This is a genomic window from Caballeronia sp. AZ7_KS35 (assembly GCF_023631045.1).
GTDB classification, from domain to species: Bacteria; Pseudomonadota; Gammaproteobacteria; order Burkholderiales; family Burkholderiaceae; genus Caballeronia; species Caballeronia zhejiangensis.
The window spans coordinates 943,359-959,369 of the sequence record NZ_JALQDV010000001.1 but is presented as its reverse complement, the minus strand read 5'-3'; the positions used below and the strand labels follow the sequence as shown (position 1 = coordinate 959,369).

General features: G+C 65.1%; 12 protein-coding genes. 7 read left to right on the top strand and 5 right to left on the bottom strand.

Annotated elements, in window-relative coordinates:
- Positions 1-13: 13 nt before the first annotated feature.
- From NCT05_RS04540 to hemC, 4 genes are all read right to left on the bottom strand, one after another.
- On the bottom strand, positions 14-1,591 hold the full coding sequence (locus tag NCT05_RS04540) for a GDSL-type esterase/lipase family protein (RefSeq protein ID WP_250480364.1): 1,578 nt from the start codon (positions 1,589-1,591) through the stop codon (positions 14-16).
- A gap of 186 nt (positions 1,592-1,777) precedes the next feature.
- Entirely contained in the window at positions 1,778-2,971 is a 1,194-nt protein-coding gene (locus tag NCT05_RS04535; RefSeq protein ID WP_008350996.1) for a heme biosynthesis protein HemY, read from the bottom strand.
- A complete protein-coding gene (hemDX, locus tag NCT05_RS04530) occupies positions 2,971-5,040 on the bottom strand; it encodes a fused uroporphyrinogen-III synthase HemD/membrane protein HemX (protein WP_250434119.1) in 2,070 nt (689 codons plus the stop codon). The genes NCT05_RS04535 and hemDX overlap by 1 nt, the downstream gene beginning before the upstream one ends.
- Positions 5,040-6,047: a hydroxymethylbilane synthase gene (gene hemC / locus NCT05_RS04525; protein WP_250501815.1), complete on the bottom strand. Its 1,008-nt coding sequence runs from the start codon at positions 6,045-6,047 to the stop codon at positions 5,040-5,042. Before hemC ends, hemDX begins: the two co-directional genes overlap by 1 nt.
- 335 nt (positions 6,048-6,382) lie before the next feature.
- Here hemC and ppc point away from each other — a divergent pair, with 335 nt between their 5' ends.
- Entirely contained in the window at positions 6,383-9,460 is a 3,078-nt protein-coding gene (ppc, locus tag NCT05_RS04520; protein ID WP_250439211.1) for a phosphoenolpyruvate carboxylase, read from the top strand.
- 206 nt (positions 9,461-9,666) lie between these two features.
- On the opposite strand, the gene NCT05_RS04515 is transcribed toward ppc, so the two are convergent.
- Positions 9,667-10,431, bottom strand: a complete 765-nt coding sequence (locus NCT05_RS04515; RefSeq protein ID WP_008351004.1) for a class I SAM-dependent methyltransferase — start codon at positions 10,429-10,431, stop codon at positions 9,667-9,669.
- Between the two features lie 103 nt (positions 10,432-10,534).
- Here NCT05_RS04515 and NCT05_RS04510 point away from each other — a divergent pair, with 103 nt between their 5' ends.
- The 6 genes from NCT05_RS04510 (at position 10,535) to NCT05_RS04485 (ending at position 15,808) form a co-directional block, all read left to right on the top strand.
- Entirely contained in the window at positions 10,535-11,341 is an 807-nt protein-coding gene (locus tag NCT05_RS04510) for a helix-turn-helix transcriptional regulator (protein WP_250501814.1), read from the top strand.
- Positions 11,342-11,396: 55 nt separating this feature from the next.
- The gene (gene argH / locus NCT05_RS04505; protein WP_008351007.1) at positions 11,397-12,800 is read left to right on the top strand and encodes an argininosuccinate lyase; all 1,404 of its coding nucleotides are present in this window, start codon (positions 11,397-11,399) and stop codon (positions 12,798-12,800) included.
- A 143-nt stretch (positions 12,801-12,943) separates the two neighbouring features.
- Positions 12,944-13,873, top strand: coding sequence for a bestrophin family protein (locus NCT05_RS04500; RefSeq protein WP_008351010.1), 930 nt, complete (start codon positions 12,944-12,946; stop codon positions 13,871-13,873).
- A gap of 106 nt (positions 13,874-13,979) precedes the next feature.
- On the top strand, positions 13,980-14,585 hold the full coding sequence (gene gstA, locus NCT05_RS04495) for a glutathione transferase GstA (protein ID WP_008351011.1): 606 nt from the start codon (positions 13,980-13,982) through the stop codon (positions 14,583-14,585).
- 231 nt (positions 14,586-14,816) lie between these two features.
- Complete coding sequence (locus NCT05_RS04490; protein ID WP_244807785.1) at positions 14,817-15,332, top strand: Csu type fimbrial protein; 516 nt, start codon at positions 14,817-14,819, stop codon at positions 15,330-15,332.
- A gap of 68 nt (positions 15,333-15,400) precedes the next feature.
- Positions 15,401-15,808: a hypothetical protein gene (locus tag NCT05_RS04485; protein WP_250501813.1), complete on the top strand. Its 408-nt coding sequence runs from the start codon at positions 15,401-15,403 to the stop codon at positions 15,806-15,808.
- Positions 15,809-16,011 lie beyond the last annotated feature (203 nt).

Here is a 16,011-nt window from a genome sequence, read left to right as displayed (position 1 = left end):
TCGGCGCGGCGCTTCATCCCTCGCTCGACCAGAGTGCGGTGCCGCGCGCCGAAAAGATGACGAGATAGCCGTTCGGCAAGATAGTCGCGTAGGCGCCCGGATGCCCCGACGTGTGCGTCTGCCAGACCGTCGCGCCATTGTTGTCGTACATCGCCAGATTGCCGTCCTCCTGCATGCGCAGTTCGACGCCCGGCGTGCCGCTCACCTGCGATGACCAGATCGTCGCGCCATCCTTCACCGCGACGAGATAGCCGTCGCCGCGCAAGTTCACCTGCACGTTTCCACTGCACGCCGCGATCGATTGCCCTTCCGCAAGGCCTTCGCCCATCGCGATGCGCCCGCACGCCGTCGGCGCGTTGATCGGCGGCAGCGCGGCTAACCAGCCCAGATCGACCGCATTGGCGATCGCCAGCATGCCGGCATCGTCCGGATGAAGGTCGTCGCCGCTGTTGTAGGCGCGCGCGAACGCCGTCGAGTCGTGCGCGCCGGCCGGGTGGCCCAGCGCCGCGGCCTGATCCAGCACGGCATCGCAACCGCTGCTCTTGCTGCGCAGATAAGCGTTCACCGTCTGGCGCGTGTTCTCGATCTCGGGCGTCCATTCGTCGAGGCCTTCGAACGGCGTAAGCGTCGAGCAGATCAGGCCCACTTTCGCCGCAGCCGCCTGGTGAACGAGTTGCTGATACGCGCCGATGAGCTGCTGCGCGCTCGGCGGATTGCCGCTGATGAGATTGTTCACCGCGTCGTCGGAGACGATCACCCATTTGACGTTGGACTGCGCGAGCACGTCGCGGGCGAAGCGCGTCAGCCCGGCTTGGCCCGAACCGTTCGTGAAGAAATCGTTGCCGCTGATGCCCTGATTCAGCACGCCGACCGTCATGCCTGAGCGGATCAGCCGCTCCGCGAGGCGGTTCGGCCAGCGCCGGTTCGTGTTGGGCGTCGACGCGATTCCGTCCGTGATCGACGCGCCGAAGGTGACCACCGCGCCCGTCGCCGCGGCGTTCATCACATCGACATTGGTGAGGAAATAGTACGACTGCTCGCCCGCCGCGTTCACGACGCCGCCCGTGAACGCCGGGTCCGCGCTGACGTCGCCCGGTGCGATCCAGTTGTCCTGCAAGCCCTCGACGTGCCCGGTCGATCCCGGCGGCGTCTGCGATGGAATATGGAAGCTCACGGAGATGTCCGCGAGCGCCGGCACCTGAAACGGAACGGGGTCGGTCTGGACGGTGCCGCCGACGGGAATCGTCACATAAGTCTGCCCGTTGAAGGTCGCGGCCTTGTCGCTGCCGGCGATCGTCCGCGCGCCGCTCGCGCGACGGGCGACATGCACGTCGCCGAGCGTAACGGGCTGCGTGCCGAACAGATTGGAGAACGTCAGGCGCGCCGCCGTCCCGCCGATGCTCGTCCGCACGACGTGGCGAATCGTCTGATTGTTGAAGCCCCGGTCGGCGGTGACATCGGGCGCGGCGGCCCAGGTTCCGGTCCACGGCGCGGACGTGATAACGCCCTGTGCGAAGTAATGCGACGTATCGGGCCAGGACAGAAAAACGACGAGCGCAAGCCCGATCAACGTGTGTAGCGCCCGTCTCACGCCGCCTCCTTTTCTTTCGATCCTCGTATCGGTGAAAGGAAACTAGACCATCTTACAAGCGCATCGGCCGTGCGGTGGCGTACAGACAACGCAAAAACGCCGGTCCGGAAAGCGCGTGCAAAAAAAATGGGCTGCATGAGCATCGCGCCCGTGCAGCCCGTTCCTGAACGCGTCAGGCGAGCGCAATCAGACGACGTTCATCGCCAGCGCGCTTGCGCGGTAATGTTCCGCGGCCTTGTCCGCGTCGCCGAGCTGTTCGTGCAGACGGGCGAGCGCGCGATGCGTGCGAATCTTCAGCGGTTCGTTGTCGGCGAGCTTCAGCGCCGATTCGAGGAACGCCTGCGCCTTGCCCCACAACTGCTGATGCAGGCAGAGACGTCCGAGCGTGAAAAGCAGGTCGGCGTCTTCGGTGCGTTCCTTCTGCCACGCTTCGGCGCGCTGGATCAGCGGGAAAGCGTCGCCGCCGACGATGCAGTCCGGATAACGCCGCAACAGCCGCGCGTCCCAGTTGTGCGCGAGCGCGTCTTCGACGATCTTCTTCGCCTCCGCGCGACGATCGAGCGCGATCAGCAGTTCCGCGGCGAGATCGGCGAGACGCGGCGACTGGCGCTCGGTCGCCGACAGCGATTGCCACAGTTCGAGCAGCGCGTCCGGGTTATGCCGGCGATCGCGCAGCAGATTTTCCGCCGCGACCTGGCGCAGCCGCACCGCGACCGCCGGATGCAGCGCCTCGCGCTTCTCCAGCATCCGCACGAGCTTCAGCACTTCGCCCCAGTTCTTCAATTGCTGCTGCGCGCGCAGCGCGATCTGCTGCGCGTGGATGCGCCGGCCGCCCTGCGCCTGCATTTCGGTGAGCGCGACGAGCGCGCCGTCGGCGTCGCGGCCATCGGCGCGCATGTCGGCGGTGGCCATCAGGCGCGCGTCCTGCCAGTCGGCGCCGGAAACCTGCGCGAGCCACTCGTCGCGGCGCGCATATTCGTGCAGACGATGCGCCGCGTTCGCGCCGATCAGCCCGGCCGCACCCTTGTTGTCTTCGACGGACAACGCATCGCGCGCGGCCTTCTCGGCTTTCGAAAAACGGCCTGCGTACAGATGCCCGACCGCATCGCGCAGCGACGCATTCGCCTTCGCGATCTTGCTGCGCGTGCGGTACGCGGCGACGCGCGACGGCATCTTCCAGACGCCACGCACCGCGCGGATGATCGCGTACAGCACGATGAACAGCACGACGAGCGCGACCGCGAACAGATTGAGCGACATGTCCACGCGATACGGCGGTATCACGAGCAGGATTTGTCCGTTGTTGAAGCCGCCGACGGTCGCGACGATCACCGCGACGGCGAACAGCAGCGCGAGCCAGATGAGTCCACGAATCGTCATCATCCGCCTCGCTTGAACTGATGGACGGCGGCGAGGCTCGCGTTCAGGTTCGGTACGGCGACGGCGAGCGACGCCTGATCGACCTGCTTCACGAGTTCGCGCACGGCCTGCACTTTCTTCGACGAGGCATCGAAGTAGCGGCCGAGCGCGGCGTCGGCGGCGTGCAGGTCCGACTTGAGCGTCGGCTCGCTGCGCGACAGCAGCGAAAGACGCGCCGACAGCAGCCGCAGCTTCACGTTTTCGCGCACGAAATAACCTTGATCGGGCGATGTGAGCATCGCATCGGCGTTATCGATGCGGCGCACCGAGACGAGGCTCGACAACTGCTGGCCGATGCCGTTCGTGATCTGATGCCACAGCACCTTCCAGCGCGGCTCGCCGGTCGCCGCCGCGATCGACGCGCTGTTGGCCGGCTCGGCGGCCTGCGCGCGGGCGCGGGCGATCGGCGCCTCGCCCGAAAGCGGCAACTGGTCGATCTGGTCGATGGCCGTGTCGAGCTTGATCGCGAGACCGGTGAGATCGGTCGTCGGCGTGGCTTTCAGCTTGTCGATGTCCTGCGCGATCGCCTTGCGGATCGCGACGACCTGCGGACCGGTGGTCGCGGCAAGACGCGTGTCGGCGCTTTGCAGCGCGAAAAGCGCGAGTTGAACGTTGCCGGTGAGTTGCAACTGCTGGCTCGCGCTCGACAGAATCTGCTCGACTTCGGCGACGGTCCAGTCGTCGCGATTGCTCGCGAGATCCTGATATTGCTGCTGCAGCGCCTGACTGTGCGCTTCGGCATCGGCGAGCTTGCCCTGCAACTGGATGATCTGCGTGTTCAACGCGGTGGTCGCGCTCGCGGCCTGATCGGCCTTCGCGCGCAGATCGGCGTTCTGCTCGTCGGACTGGGCGAGGCGCTGCGACAGTTGCGCGTCGGTGCGCTCGAACTTGCGGTTCAGGACGAAGGCGCCCGCGCCCGCCGCCACCGCCAGAATGACGACGACGAACCACAACACCACGATGCCCGCGCCGCCGTTCTTCTTCTGCTGCTCATAAGGCGTGAAAGGCGTGTTCGGCGGCAAGGGCGGTGTCACGTTCGGCTGAGGTGAAGCTTTCTTGGAATCGTTCGAATCAGTCATGCGTGATTGAGCCGTTTGTTGGGCCGGCGCGGTGGCCGGATTGGCGTCCGTCGGCGCGGATGAGGAATTTATCGAAGCCGATGCGCTCGCGTGCGCGTGAGCCTCCGGATCCCGTTGGAGCGGGAACAGCGCTTCCAGCGCGTGCGCGATGCGCTCATCGCCCGCGCCGGACACCGTAATCCTATCAAAACCCGCTCCCCGCGCGGCCTCGGCGATGCGCGGGTGCGGGCAGACGAGCGGCGCGCGCTTGAGCAGCACGATTTCGTCGGCGGTGAGATGTTCGTGGGCGAGCTCGTCGAGATTGCGCACGCCTTCCGAGCTTGTCAGCAGCCACGCGTGCGGTTCTCCGGCCAGCAATTCGTGGATGCGCTCCCACTTTTGCATCGACGGTTCCGGCAACACGCGGCGATAGGCGGCGGCCTTTTCGACCCGCGCGCCTGCTTGCGCGAGCCGCTCGGCGAGCCATTCGCGGCCGCCGTCGCCGCGCACGATCAGCACGCGCTTGCCTTCGAGACCGTTCGTGCCGAAATGCGCTTCGATCGCGGTGAAGAGCGCCTCGGAATCGAAGCGCGGATCGAGCGCTTGCGCCGACGGACTGATCACGCGATGCGACGGCGCGTGCACGCCCTGACGCGCCAGCGCCGCGACCGAGCCCGGACCGACGACTGCGACGGGCAAATCGACGGGCCACGGCGCGGCGAGCCGCGAGAACGCATGATCGATCGCATTCGGCGACACGAACACGACGAGCGCATAGCGCCCCGGCGCTTCCGGCGGCAGAAAAAGCTCGTCGAGCGCGGCGCGCAGCGGCGCATCGTCGGCGACGGGCGCGATATCGATGAGCGGAAATTCCAGCGCGTCGAAGCCGGCGCTCGCAAGGAGCGCGAGCAGCGCGGACGACTGTCCGGCGGGACGCGTGACGACGACGGTGGCGCGGCGCTCGCTCGCCATCAGGACTTCGGCCCCGAGGGCGCGGTGTTCGGGCCGTCGGCGCGCGACATGGTGCTGAGCGCGGCGACGATATCCATCGCGCCTTGCGCTTCGAGATCCGACGACACGCGCTGGCCGAGCGCGAGCGCGGCGGCGAGATCGGGCGCCTGCACGCTTTCCTCCGCGCGCAGCACGCGCTTGCCGTCGGGCATCGACACCGCGCCGCGCAGATGCAGCGCGCCGTCGCGCCATACGGCGTACGCGGCGAGCGGCACTTCGCAACTGCCGCCGAGCGCGCGCGACACCGCGCGTTCCGCCTCGACCGCGAGCGCGGTGTTTTCATCGTGCAAAGGTGCGAGCCACGCGGCGAGATCGGCGCGGTCCGCGCGAATCTCGATGCCGAGCGCGCCCTGCCCCGCTGCCGGCAAGCTCTCGAACGGATCGAGCAGCGCACGGATGCGCGCTTCCAGACCGAGACGCTTCAAACCCGCCGCCGCGAGGATGATCGCCGCGTACTCGCCGCGGTCGAGCTTGGCGAGACGCGTATCGAGATTGCCGCGCAACGGCCGCACTTCGAGATGAGGAAAGCGCGCGCGAATCATCGACTCGCGACGCAGGCTCGACGTACCGACGATGCTCCCCGCAGGCAGCGCATCGAGCGACGCGTAATGCGGCGACACGAAAGCGTCGCGCGGATCTTCGCGCTCCATGATGGCGCCGAGCGTGAAGCCTTCGGGCAGTTCCATCGGCACGTCCTTGAGCGAATGCACGGCGAGATCGGCGCGGCCCTCGGCGAGCGCGGCTTCGAGCTCCTTCACGAACAAACCCTTGCCGCCGACCTTCGACAACGTGCGATCCAGAATCTGATCGCCGCGCGTCGTCATTCCGAGGATTTTCACGTCGCAAGATGGATATAATTTGTGCAGCGCACACCGCACGTGCTCGGCTTGCCACATCGCAAGCCGGCTTTCCCGCGAAGCGATGATGATGCTCGCGGGCGGTGTCGTTGAATGCGTCTCGGAATTCATTGATGCTCGATCGAATGACGGGATGGATGAATAGACATTAGCGAACAATGGTAGCACGCACGCCAAGGTCCACCGACACCCGGGCAGCGCGCGAGAGCCTTGTCCGATGCGCCTTTCGGGGCGTCCGTGGTGTGTTCGTAGCGGCGTGAACGACGGCCCCGGCCGCGTCGCGCGCGATGAACGCTTCGGGGCGCGAAGAATGCCGCGGCATGCTGTCGCCGGTTTGACGCACGGCCGTTCGCGCGGCCCGCGATTTTCTGCCGATGCGGCGCCCGTCGAGGTCGCCGGATCATGTCGATGTACCCTGGCTTCGCAGCTTTCGAGAGGAACCCAACGTGACGTCATCCGGATCGGCTCGCCCGGCGCGCCGCAACGCCGCATTGCCCAAGTCTTCCTCCTCCGACGCGCCGCGCGCGGCGTCGTCGCCCATCGTCACGACGAAGGCCGCGACGGCCGCGAAGGCTTCGAAAGCGGCCATCGCGCCGAAGCTCGCGAAGAAAGCCATCGCGACCAAAACCGCGCCGACGAAGCTCAAAACGCCGCGTCCCAACGGCGCGGCCGTCGCGAAAGCCGCGAAGCCCACGAAGCCCGCGAGCCGCACGCGCGACGACAAGGACCGCCCGCTCTTCGAAGACATCCGCTTTCTCGGGCGTGTGCTCGGCGAAGTGCTGCGCGAGCAGGAAGGCGACGCCGTGTTCGAGGTCGTCGAGGCCATTCGTCAGACGGCCGTGAAGTTCCGCCGCGAGGACGACGTCGAAGCCTCGCAGACGCTCGAAAAGAAGCTGCGCGCGCTGTCGCCGGAACAGACGGTGTCGGTCGTGCGTGCGTTCAGCTACTTCTCGCATCTCGCGAACATCGCCGAAGACCGCCATCACAATCGCCGGCGGCGCATTCACGCGCTCGCGGGCTCGGGTGCGCAGCCGGGCACCATCGCGTATGCGATCGAGCGCATGCGCGAGCACAAGAACATCAGCGCGACGCGCAAGCTGCTCGAGAGATTTTTCGGCGATGCGCTGATCGTGCCCGTCCTCACCGCGCATCCGACCGAAGTCTCGCGCAAGAGCATTCTCGACGCGCAACACGATATCGCGCGTCTGCTCGCCGAGCGCGATCAGGAACTGACCGCGCGCGAACGCGCACAGAACGAAGCGGTGCTGCGCGCACGCGTGACGTCGCTGTGGCAGACGCGCATGTTGCGCGACGCGCGCCTTTCCGTCGCCGATGAAATCGACAACGCGCTGTCTTACTATCGCGCGACCTTTCTCGCCGAAATTCCCGCGCTCTACGCCGATATCGAAGCCGCGCTCGCGGAACACGGCCTGCCCGTGCGCCTGCCGCCGTTCTTTCAGATGGGAAGCTGGATCGGCGGCGACCGCGACGGCAATCCGTTCGTCACCGGCGAAACGCTCGAAAACGCGATCACGCGTCAGGCGATCGTCATCTTCGAACACTATCTGGAAGAGACGCACAAGCTCGGCGCGGAATTGTCCGTGTCGGACCTGCTCGCCGGTTCGAGCGATGCCCTGAAAGCACTCGCCGATGCCTCGCCCGACCAGTCGCCGCATCGCAAGGACGAGCCGTATCGGCGCGCGCTCATCGGCATCTACACGCGGCTTGCGGCGAGCGCGCGCGTGCGGCTCGGCGAAGGCGTCGTGACCGTGCGCAGCGCGGGTCCGGGCGCACCGCAGATTCGCGCGACGCCCTACGCCGATGCCTCCGAATTCGTGCGCGACCTGCACGTGCTGATCGATTCGCTCGCGGAGCATCACGGCGCGTCGATGTCGAGCCTGCGTCTGTCGCCGCTCGCGCGCGCCGCCGAAGTGTTCGGCTTCCATCTCGCGAGCATCGACCTGCGGCAAAGCTCGGACATTCACGAGGCCGTCGTGAGCGAGCTGCTCGCGCGTGCGGGCGTCGTCGAGGATTACGCGTCGCTCACCGAAGAGCAGAAGCGCGAAGTGCTGCTGAAGGAGCTCGCGCAGCCGCGCCCGCTGCGCCTTCCCTACGCGCACTATTCCGATCTCGCGAAAAGCGAGCTCGGCGTGCTCGAAGCGGCCCGCGAGACGCGCGCGAAGTTCGGCGCGCGCGCGGTGCGCAACTACATCATTTCGCATACGGAGACCGTCAGCGACTTGCTGGAAGTGATGTTGCTGCAGAAGGAAACGGGCGTGCTGCAAGGCTATCTCGGCGCGAAGGACGATTCCCCGCGCGACGGCCTGATGGTCATTCCGCTCTTCGAGACCATCGCCGACTTGCGCAACGCGCCGGTCATCATGGGCGAATTCTTCGCGCTGCCGGGCATCGACAAGCTCATCGAAAATCAGGGCAACGAGCAGGAAGTGATGCTCGGCTATTCGGACAGCAACAAGGACGGCGGTTTCCTCACGTCGAACTGGGAGCTGTATCGCGCGGAACTGGCGCTCGTCACGCTGTTCAAGGAGCGTGGCACGACGCTGCGCCTCTTCCACGGACGCGGCGGCACGGTCGGACGCGGCGGCGGCCCGACGTATCAGGCGATTCTGTCGCAGCCGCCCGGCACCGTCGACGGGCAAATCCGCCTGACCGAGCAAGGCGAAGTGATTGCGAGCAAGTTCGCGAACGCGGAAATCGGGCGGCGCAATCTGGAGACGGTCGTCGCCGCGACGCTGGAAGCATCGCTGTTGCCGCACGAGAACGCGCCCGCGCAGTTGCCGCAATTCGAAGCGGCGATGCAGACGCTCTCCGATTCCGCGATGGCCGCGTATCGCGCGCTCGTCTACGAGACGCCGGGCTTCACCGACTACTTCTTCCTGTCGACGCCGATTTCGGAGATCGCGGAGCTGAACATCGGCAGCCGGCCGGCGTCGCGCAAGCTGCAGGATCCGAAGCAGCGCAAGATCGAGGATCTGCGCGCGATTCCGTGGGGCTTCTCGTGGGGCCAGTGCCGTCTCTTGCTGACGGGCTGGTACGGCTTCGGCAGCGCGGTGACGGCGTATCTCGACCGCGCCGGTTCCGACGATGAACGCGCGAAACGTCTCGCGACGCTGCGCAAGATGCACAAGACGTGGCCGTTCTTCAAGAACCTGCTGTCGAACATGGACATGGTGCTCGCGAAGACCGATCTCGCCGTCGCGTCGCGCTATGCGCAGCTCGTCACCGACAAGAAGCTGCGCAAGACCGTGTTCGACAAGATCGTCGCGGAGCATCAGCGCACGTGCGACGTGCTCGGCGAAATTACCGGCAAGATCGATCGTCTTTCGGACAACCCGCTGCTCGCGCGTTCGATCAAGAACCGCTTCCCTTATCTCGATCCGCTCAATCACTTGCAAGTGGAGCTGTTGAAGCGTCACCGCGCGGGCGATCAGAACGTGCGGCTGCGGCGCGGGATTCATTTGACGATCAACGGGATTGCCGCGGGGTTGCGTAATACCGGCTGATGCCTTCCCTTGGCGGGGCGTTTTGGTTCGGGATGCAACGTTGCCTCGATGTATGCGTGGGTTTCGGCGGATCCCGATTTCGTGTCGGTCTATTGGCGTTGCCCCTGTGCGGGGCAGTGCTTATAGACCACTAAGAAAACGGGATCCGGCGAAATCAACAACCGTCACCGACACGAACCCGAGGATCGAGCGACATCCCACAATCTTCAACCACGCCTCTTCCCCTCCACCATCACCGCATCGAGCTCGAACGAGCAATCATCCTTCACGTTGAAATACTGCCGCACCTCATCCGGCGCGCTCGCCCACATCGATCTGATGGCCGTCACGCGCTCGGCCGGCGTACGCATCCGCGTCACCCACGACTCGAATTCCAGCGGGATGCGCCAGCGCTCGGCGATTTGCGCATCGAAACCGGCGGCATCGAGCATCGCGATCCATTCGTCGGCGCGATAGTCACGGATATGCGACGCATCGCGCAGGATTTCGATCGCCTGAATGTGCGTGTCGTAGAGCGGATCGTCGATGCCCGCGATATCGATGAACTTCAGCCGCCCGCCAGGCTTCAACACGCGATGCACTTCGGCAAGCGCTGACGAAACGTCGCGCCAATGATGCGCGCTCATCCGGCTCACGGCCCAGTCGAACGACGCATCCGCGAACGGCAGCGTTTCGGCCGCGCCCTGCTGCGTGCGAATCGTCGTCAGGCCGCGTTCCTTCGCGGCGGCTTCCACGGTCGCGAGCATTTGCGGGGCGATGTCGTACGCCACCACTTCGCGCACGTGCGGCGCGATCGCAAAGCTCGCGTGTCCCGCGCCGCATCCCATGTCCAACACGCGCGCGTTGCCGCAAGTGGCCGCGAACGTCGCGGAGAGATTCTGCAGATCCGCGCCGCTCGCGTGGACGGCGCTCGTGAGATACGCGGCAGCGGTGCTGCCGAATGCGTCTGCGACCTGATCGTGGTGTTTCATCGTGGGCTCCGGTTTCGTCGTGGTCTTGTGTCGCTACAATAGAACCCGCTTTGTACCAGTACAAGTTGTGCAGTTATTCTGGTATGTACACCACCTGCCACGCATGAATCACATCGACAAGAACGAAACCCTCGCCGAAACGTCCGCGCACGCGCTCGGCGAGTTCATCCGCGCGCATCGCGAAAGGCTGTCGCCGCAAGCGGTCGGACTCGCGCCCGGCCCGCGCCGCCGCACGCCCGGCTTGCGCCGCGAAGAAGTCGCGCAACTGTGCGGCGTGAGCCCGACCTGGTACACCTGGATCGAGCAAGGCCGGCCCGTGTCCGCTTCCGCCGATGCCCTCGCGCGCATCGCCGTCGCGCTGCAACTGTCGCGCGCCGAACGTGCGTATCTTTTCGAGCTCGCCGCCCAGCGCGATCCCGCCGAGCCCGATCCGGCTTCGCAGGACGCGCCCGCCGCGCTGCTCCAGACCGTCGGGCTGATCGGCGCGCCCGCCTACGTGCTCGATCGTCAGTGGAACGCGCTGCGCTGGAACCAGCATGCGTCGGCGCTGTTCGTCGGCTGGCTCGACGGCGAGCACGACCGCAATCTGCTCACGTACACGTTCACGTCGCCGGCGGCGCGCGCGCTGATCGTCGACTGGGAAACGCGCGCGCGGCGTCTGGCGGCCGAATTCCGCGCCGATTCGATCCGCCATCTGAACGATGCGCCGACGCGCGCGCTCATCGACGATCTCTCCGCCGCGAGCGATGCCTTCGCGCGCTACTGGGCGTCGCAGGACGTGTTCGAGCGCGAAGGCGGCGAGCGCGCGTTCAATCATCCGTCGCGCGGGCGCGTCGTGTTCAATCAGATCACGTTCAAGCCCGCGCATCGCGAGGATTTGAAGCTCGTGATTCTGGTCGGATCGGAATAGTGCCGAATGTTAAAATTGTCGACTTCCCGAAGCCCGAACCGCTGAAAACATCACCATGACGTCCCAACTCCACAAAAAAGGCGAAGCCTGGTCGGCTCGCTTCTCCGAGCCGATGTCGGAGCTCGTCAAGCGCTACACGTCGTCGGTGTTCTTCGACAACCGGCTCGCGCTCGTCGACATTCAAGGCTCGCTCGCGCACGCGTCCATGCTTGCGGCGCAGAAGATCATCAGCGCCGACGACCTCGCCGCCATCGAGCGCGGCATGGCGCAGATCAAGGGCGAAATCGAGCGCGGCGAGTTCGAGTGGAAGCTGGATCTGGAAGACGTGCATCTGAACATCGAGGCGCGCCTGACGGCGCTGATCGGCGATGCGGGCAAGCGCCTGCACACCGGCCGCTCGCGCAACGATCAGGTCGCGACCGACATCCGCCTGTGGCTGCGCGGCGAAATCGACCGCATCGGCGAGCTGCTGAAGGAGTTGCGCGTCGCGCTCATCGACATGGCCGAAAAGCATGCCGACACCATCATGCCGGGCTTCACGCACCTGCAGGTCGCGCAGCCGGTCACGTTCGGGCATCACCTTTTGGCCTATGTCGAAATGTTCTCGCGCGATGCCGAGCGCATGCGCGATCTGCGCCGTCGCGTGAACCGTCTGCCGCTGGGCGCGGCGGCGCTCGCGGGCACGAGCTATCCGATCGACCGTCACGCGGTCGCGGCGGCGCTCGGCTTCGACGGCATCTGCGCGAATTCGCTCGACGCCGTGTCCGACCGCGACTTCGCGATCGAATTCACGGCGGCGGCCGCGCTCGTCATGACGCACGTGTCGCGCTTCTCCGAAGAACTCGTGCTGTGGATGAGCCCGCGCGTCGGCTTCATCGACCTGGCGGACCGTTTCTGCACGGGTTCGTCGATCATGCCGCAGAAGAAGAATCCCGACGTGCCCGAACTCGCGCGCGGCAAGACGGGCCGCGTGAACGGCCATCTGATGGCGCTGCTCACGCTGATGAAGGGCCAGCCGCTCGCCTACAACAAGGACAATCAGGAAGACAAGGAGCCGCTGTTCGATACCGTCGATACGGTCGCGGATACGCTGCGCATCTTCGCGGAAATGGCCGCAGGCATCACGGTGAAGCCGCAGGCGATGCGCGCGGCCGCGCTGCAAGGCTTCTCGACCGCCACCGATCTCGCCGACTATCTCGTGAAGCGCGGCCTGCCGTTTCGCGACGCGCACGAAGCCGTCGCGCACGCGGTGCGTATCTGCGACGATCGCGGCTGCGATATCGCGGACCTGTCGCTCGACGCGATGCGTATCGAACTGCCGAACGTCGCGCATCTGATCGGCGAAGACGTGTTCGACTATCTGACGCTCGAAGGCTCGGTCGCGAGCCGCAATCATCCGGGCGGCACCGCGCCGGATCAGGTGCGCGCGGCGGCGAAAGCGGCGCGCGCGGCGCTCTGATCGCATTGTCGCGTTGCTGATCTCGAAGGCCGTTCGCAAGGACGGCCTTTTCGTTTCCGCACGCGACGCCATGTCTCGCGCGCGATGCACCTTATTTTCGAGATAATCGGAAATTCATTGCGGTTTCACCGGCAAGCTCGTCCATGATCATTCGCCCCAAGCTCAACTGGTTCCGGCTGCTGTTCGTGTGGCGCGGCTCCGTGCTGCCGCAACTGCTGCCGCGCCTCGGGCTGATCTTCGCGCTGTCGCTCGCGGCGATCTTCATGCACGACCACATGCGGCACTATCCGCTCGGGCTCGGCACGCCGCCGTTCGCGCTCGTCGGCATCGCGCTCGCGGTGTTTCTCGGTTTCCGCAATAGCGCGAGTTACGAGCGATGGTGGGAAGGCCGCAAGCTGTGGGGCACGCTGCTCAACACATCGCGCGCGCTGGCGCAGCAGGCGCTGTCGCTGCCGGACAATCGCGACCGCGCTGAGGAGCGACGTTTTCTGTCCGCGCTCGGCGCGCTGCCTCACGCGTTGAGACATCAACTGCGCAACACCGACGCGCTCGCCGATCTCGCGCCCCGCCTCTCGCCTGAACTGCACGCACGCGTGGCCGCCGCGAAGTTCCGGCCCGCGCTGATTCTGCTCTGGCTCGGCGAATGGGTCGCCGAACGCAAGCGGGAAGACGCGCTCGATGGCTATGCCGTCCTCGCGATTCAGCACAATCTGAACGCGCTTTCGGATGTGATCGGCGGATGCGAGCGCATCGCCTCCACGCCGCTGCCCTTCTCCTACTCGGTGATGATTCACCGCACGATCTACCTCTTCTGCGTGATGCTGCCGTTCGGCCTCGTCGATGGCGCCGGCCTGCTCACGCCGCTTTTCGCGTTGCTCGTAGCGTATGCGTTCATGGCGCTGGAGGCGATCGCCGCGCAGATCGAAGATCCGTTCGGCCTCGAGGAAAACGATCTCGCGTTGAACGCCATCTGCGACGCGATCGAAGCCGCGCTGCACGACATGGCCGCCGACCCCGACTTCCCGATGCCGCCGAAGACCGTCGCATCCTCGCGCGATTTCATCCTCGATTGATCGCGGTTCGATCTTTCATCAAACGACACAATTCGTTTCGCGATAGCGGATGCTGCGCAAGCACGACATCGTTCATAATCGTGCGACTCATCCTGGAGGAATTGTTTTGAAACTGTTCTACAAGGCAGGCGCCTGTTCCCTCGCGTCGCACATCGCGCTCGAAGAATCCGGGCTCGCCTACGAAACCGAAGCCGTCGATCTCAAGACCAAGCTCACCGCGAGCGGCGCGGATTTCACCAAGATCAACGCGAAGGGTTACGTGCCCGCGCTCCTGCTCGACAACGGGGAACTGCTGACCGAAGGCCCGGCGATCATGCAATACATCGCCGATCAGGTTCCGGCGAAGCATCTCGCGCCGCTCAACGATGCGATGGCGCGGTACCGTCTGCAAAGCTGGCTCACGTTCATCGGCACGGAACTGCACAAGAACTTCTCGCCGTTCTTCAACCCGGCCGCAAGCAGCGACTGGAAGGCCGCGGCGATGGCCAATCTCGAACGCCGTCTCGCCTACGTCGCGCAGCAAGTCGATGACAAGCAGTTCCTGCTCGGCAACGAATTCAGCATCGGCGATGCGTATCTGTTCACGGTTTTGAGCTGGGCGAAGCATATCGATCTCGACCTCGGCAAGTGGCCCGCGCTCGTCGCGTATCAGGCGCGTGTCGGCGCGCGCCCGGGCGTGCAGGCCGCGCTCAAGGCCGAAGGACTGATCTGAATCCACGTCGTCTCCGGTAGCCAGGCGGCCTCCTTCGGGAGGCCGTTTTCACATGTAGCGTCGGCATCTCGATAAACGCGTCAGCACAATGCCATCCGGCGAAACCGCTCGTTTCACCATCTCAAATAAGAGTCGTCTCATTCAGTCTTAGACGCGCGCTCCCTATCATTTGCTCATGTTCTCGCGACGCCAAACGCAATCGGCGTCGTCAATCTGATACCGGAGATTCTCATGCGCAATCTGTTCAGCAAAGCCGCCGTCATCGCCATCGTTGCCGGCGCCGCCACGCTCGGCGTCGTCGCTTCGCCCAATGCAATGGCCGCCAGCAAGAGCGCGACCTTCGATGTCACGCTGACCGTGCAGGACGACTGCTCCATCGCCGCGAACCCGCTGAATTTCGGCAGCACCGGTGTGATCAGCAACAACCTCGATCAGACGACGACGCTCTCGGTCACATGCACCAAGGGCACGGCCTACAGCGTCGCGCTCGACGCGGGCACCGCGAACGGCTCGACTGTCGCGGACCGCAAGATGAGCAACGCGGCCGGCGATGCATCGGTCGAATTCAATCTGTATCGGGATACGGCGCGCACGCAGGTCTGGGGCAATACGGTGGACAGCGACACGGTCGCAGGCACGGGCGACGGCTCGAACCAGAGCATCACGGTTTATGGCCGCGTGCCGTCGCAAGACACGCCGGCTGCGGGCACGTATTCGTCGACCATCACCGCGACGCTGGTTTTCTAAGCATTTCGATTTCCTTTTTTCAAAGGCGCGGGGCTTTTTAGAAAGCACCCGCGCATATGCACTGTTGCATGGCGCGAAAAATCAATATCCCCTCGGGTCCATTCATGAAAAGTCACTCGCTCTACCATGCCGCATTCGCCGCCTTGATTGCGGCGGAAACGCTTGCTGTGTCTCCCGAAGGTTTCGCGAAAAGCGGCACGGCCAAAATGGACATCGCGCTGACAATCGAAAATGCCTGCTCGATCGTCACGCCCGGCGCACCTGTCCAAATCGATCAGGCAAGCCGCGTCGCGGTGAATTGCGGCGGGACCAAAACGCCGTATCGCGTCGGCGTCGAAGCGAGATCGGCTTCGGGTGAGGCGCTATCGTTGCAATCGATCGAGCACGCATCTCACGTCAAGGGCGCGGCGGCATCGACCAGTGTGTCCGGCAGCGAAAACTATCCACCGATCGTTGCCGTCACGGTTCAGTTCTGACGCACCGATACGCCGATATACCGGCCGGCGATTAAAGCGATCCCGCATACGGATCTGCGGCGCGTTTCATATTCGCATCGCTGCATGCATCAACGATCCATATCGCCGGAATGCCGATTGAAAATAACGGCCCGATGTCGAACTCACGACGTGCATATTCAAATCGACGGTGCCATATTTCGAAGCAGTATTCTTTGCGTCGC

Excerpts from the sequence above, each read along its gene's own strand:
- hemC (WP_250501815.1), bottom strand. The coding sequence starts at position 6,047 with ATGAATTCCGAGACGCATTCAACGACACCGCCCGCGAGCATCATCATC.
- hemDX (WP_250434119.1), bottom strand. The coding sequence starts at position 5,040 with ATGGCGAGCGAGCGCCGCGCCACCGTCGTCGTCACGCGTCCCGCCGGA.
- NCT05_RS04510 (WP_250501814.1), top strand. The coding sequence starts at position 10,535 with ATGAATCACATCGACAAGAACGAAACCCTCGCCGAAACGTCCGCGCAC.
- NCT05_RS04490 (WP_244807785.1), top strand. The coding sequence starts at position 14,817 with ATGCGCAATCTGTTCAGCAAAGCCGCCGTCATCGCCATCGTTGCCGGC.
- NCT05_RS04485 (WP_250501813.1), top strand. The coding sequence starts at position 15,401 with ATGGCGCGAAAAATCAATATCCCCTCGGGTCCATTCATGAAAAGTCAC.
- NCT05_RS04515 (WP_008351004.1), bottom strand. The coding sequence starts at position 10,431 with ATGAAACACCACGATCAGGTCGCAGACGCATTCGGCAGCACCGCTGCC.
- NCT05_RS04500 (WP_008351010.1), top strand. The coding sequence starts at position 12,944 with ATGATCATTCGCCCCAAGCTCAACTGGTTCCGGCTGCTGTTCGTGTGG.
- argH (WP_008351007.1), top strand. The coding sequence starts at position 11,397 with ATGACGTCCCAACTCCACAAAAAAGGCGAAGCCTGGTCGGCTCGCTTC.
- NCT05_RS04535 (WP_008350996.1), bottom strand. The coding sequence starts at position 2,971 with ATGACGATTCGTGGACTCATCTGGCTCGCGCTGCTGTTCGCCGTCGCG.